Source organism: Candidatus Protofrankia californiensis (assembly GCF_900634765.1).
Lineage (GTDB): Bacteria > Actinomycetota > Actinomycetes > Frankiales > Frankiaceae > Protofrankia > Protofrankia californiensis.
This window is the reverse complement of sequence record NZ_CAAAFT010000384.1, coordinates 1-3,050: the sequence shown is the minus strand read 5'-3', so window position 1 is coordinate 3,050 and position 3,050 is coordinate 1. Positions and strand designations below refer to the sequence as shown.

3 protein-coding genes are annotated in these 3,050 nt (G+C 74.1%); 2 read left to right on the top strand and 1 reads right to left on the bottom strand.

All coding sequences use genetic code 11. The annotated features are described in order from the left end of the window. Nucleotides 1–4 precede the first annotated feature (4 nt). The gene (locus DD1DGNOD_RS19715) at nt 5–880 is read right to left on the bottom strand and encodes a F510_1955 family glycosylhydrolase (protein WP_131770788.1); all 876 of its coding nucleotides are present in this window, start codon (nt 878–880) and stop codon (nt 5–7) included. Nucleotides 881–1,200: 320 nt separating this feature from the next. Here DD1DGNOD_RS19715 and DD1DGNOD_RS19710 point away from each other — a divergent pair, with 320 nt between their 5' ends. Both DD1DGNOD_RS19710 and DD1DGNOD_RS19705 read left to right on the top strand, forming a co-directional pair. After that, nucleotides 1,201–1,809, top strand: coding sequence for a copper resistance CopC family protein (locus DD1DGNOD_RS19710; protein WP_131770787.1), 609 nt, complete (start codon nt 1,201–1,203; stop codon nt 1,807–1,809). Continuing rightward, on the top strand, nt 1,799–3,050 hold a 1,252-nt coding region (locus DD1DGNOD_RS19705), incomplete at its 3' end, for a copper resistance D family protein (RefSeq protein WP_165036902.1). The genes DD1DGNOD_RS19710 and DD1DGNOD_RS19705, both read left to right, overlap by 11 nt.

Below are 3,050 nucleotides of genomic sequence, written 5' to 3'. Positions count from 1 at the left end.
CCTGTCAGTCGGTGGCCAGGGGCAGGAGCCGGGCGAAGGTGACGCCGGCGTCGCGGGATTCGTAGATCCCGTCTGTGGTGGCGGCAAGCAGGTGGTGTGCGTCGACGGCGGTGAACGCCTGCGGCTGGCCGCCGGGAATCGCGGAGATCCGCGTCCACGTGGCACCAGTGTCGGCGCTCATGCTGAGAGTGCCGGCCCGGTCCACCCCGTACAGCGTCGTCATCGCCGGCCAGGCGAGGAACACCTGCACGGCGCTGCTGCGTGGCGGGGCGAAGCTCCGGCCGCCGTCGGTGCTGGCGGCCACACCCCGCTCGGTGCTGGCCAGCACCGAGGTCAGGTCGGCCGGGCTGGCCACGACGTCAGCGGCGGCGATCCGCGCCCGCCTGTCCCAGGTGGTCTTGTCGGTGCTGGTACGCAGGGTGGCGGCGGTGGCGTCGTAGCCGTACACGGTGCCGTGGGCATAGTCGAGGGCGTGGAAGTCGGCCTGACCGGCCAGGGAACGCTGGTGCCAGGTCGTGCCCGCGTCGGTGGACTCGATCAGCCCCACGTTCGACGGGCCGCCGGCGCCGGGGGCGGGATGCCCACTGGCGAGGAACATGTTGGGACCGGCCACGGTGAAACCCATGAAGTCGTCGCGTGCCTCACCGACCAGGCGTGCGGTGCCCTGCTCGATGCGGAACAGGCCGTGGTGGGTGGCGATGTAGACCGCGTTGTCGGCCGGGTTGACACCGAGCCCGTGCACGTGGCTGATCTGCCCGCCCTGTCCGCTGTCCTCGGTGGACGTACCGCCCCCGCAGGCCACCAGCAGGACGGCTGCGGCGAGGGCAGCAGCGACCTGGAGGGCGGCGGTGAGGCGCCGGCGTGGGAACGGAACGGTCATCGACGTCTCCAAGGTTCGCGAGGCCACCGGACCGCACCCACTATCTCCTATGCGGCTTAGTACACAGCTGACCCGCATGGTCGGGCTGGTGGCGGCGTAGCTTCGTAACCGGACCGTCAGAGCCTCGGTCTGCTCGTCGTCCGGTATGTCGGTGCAACGAGCTGCGCCGCGTGTCGGGTGGCCGTGGCCCGCACCGTGATGGTGGTGGTGTCCCACAAGCTGTCCTCGGGCGGATACGTCACGGCGGGAGTTCTGCACTGTGTAGAGGATTGGGGTCGCGGACCGGTGAGGGTGGTCTCGTGGGTAGAGCGTGGCGACGCGTGAGCTGTCGGCCACTGGCCCGGGCCATGGCGGTGGCCTTGGCGGCACTGGTTGTGGTGGTCGCGGCGGGGGGTGCGGCGGGCGCGCACACCGGGCTGGTCGAGGCCCAACCGGCCGACGGCGCCACGGTCGATCGCATGCCGTCCTCGGTGCAGCTCGGGTTCTCCCAGCAGCTGGGAGCGGGGCTGGCGACGGTGGTGGTGACCGGGCCGGCGGGCGCGGCGGTATCGAGCGGGCCGGCCGTGGTGGACGGGACACGGGTGGTCCAGCAGTTGGGGTCGTTGCCCGCCCCGGGCCGGTACACGGTGGCCTACCGGGTTGTCTCGGCCGACGGCCACCCGATCTCCGGGCAGACCAGCTTCACGGTGACCGCGGTGACCGGCGGCCCGCCGTCGACGGCCACACCCGCGCTATCCGCTGTCCCGTCGGGCGCGCCGTCGCAGCCTGCCGCGCCGCCCACCGGGTCGCCGGGCACCGCTACCGACGGCGCGGATGGGGGCGGAGGCGGCATGCCGGTCGCCGCCGCAGCGGTCGGAGCGCTCGCCGCGGCCACAGCGGTGGGGATCGCCGTGCGGCGACGACGGGGCCGGAGCGGCGATGACGGTTGACGTTGGCGTTGGTGGTGCCGCACGCGGGCGTGGCCGGCTGGCCGTGGCCGGTGGTCTGGCAGCGGGGATGGTCGGGCTGCTGGCTGCGGTGTTGTGGTTCGGAGGTGGCGCCCCCGACGAACCCGCTGTGGGCCTGCCGGATGCCGGGCCGGTCACCGGCTGGGGGCTGCCGTTCGTCCGGCTGCTGAGCGATGTCGCCGGGACGGCGACGGTCGGCGCGACCGTGGCTGCGGCGTTCCTGCTGCCGTCTGCCCGCGGCGGTGGGCTTCGCGCGTCGGGGCGGCGGTGCCTGCGTGCCGCGTCGGTCGCGGCGTGGCTGTGGTGTGGGGCTGCCGCCGCAGCCCTGCTGTTCACCGTGTCTGACGTGCTGGGCCGGCCGCTGCCGGACGCGGTGAGCGGGCGCACGCTGGTCAACGTCGTCGGGGTGCTGCCGCAGGCGCAGGCCCTGCTCGTCGTGACCGTCCTGACCGCCGCCGTCGCCGTCGGCGCCCGGATGGTCACAACGGTGACCGGCGCCGCGTGGCTGCTCGTGGGGGCGCTCGTCGGCCTGCTTCCGCCGGCTGTCACCGGCCATGCGCATGAGGCGGGCAACCATGACATCGCCGTGGTCGCCGTCGCGTTCCACATCCTGGCCGCGGCACTGTGGCTGGGCGGGCTGGCCGCGCTGTGCTGGCAGGCACGTCGTCTGGACACCGAGGTGTTGCGCGCGGCGGTGGCCCGGTTCAGCCGGCTGGCGGTGTGCTGTTTCGTCGTGGTCGCGGTCAGCGGGATCGTCAACGCCTGGGTCCGCCTGCCCGCCGTCTCCGACCTGGTCGGCAGCCGGTACGGGCTGCTGGTCCTGGTGAAGACCGCCGCGCTGGTCGGGGTCGGGGCGGCCGGTGTCTGGCATCGACGCCGGACGATCCCCGCATTGGCCGCCGGCAACAGCGGACCGCTGCTGCGGCTGGCCGCCGTCGAGATTGCGGTGCTGGCTGCGGCGGTCACGGTGGCCGCCGCGCTGTCCCGCACCCCCCCGCCGGCCCGGGAGACGGCGGACAGTCCGGCGCGGGCGCTGCTCGGGTTCGACCTGCCGCCCCCGGTCACCGCAACCCGGCTGGTCACCGAGGTCAGACCGGACCTGCTGTTCCTCACCCTCGTGGTGGTCGGCGCCGGGCTCTACCTGGCCGGCCTGCGCCGCCTGCACGCGGCCGGCGTGCCCTGGCCGGCGGGTCGGACCGTGGCCTGGCTGATCGGCCTGGCCG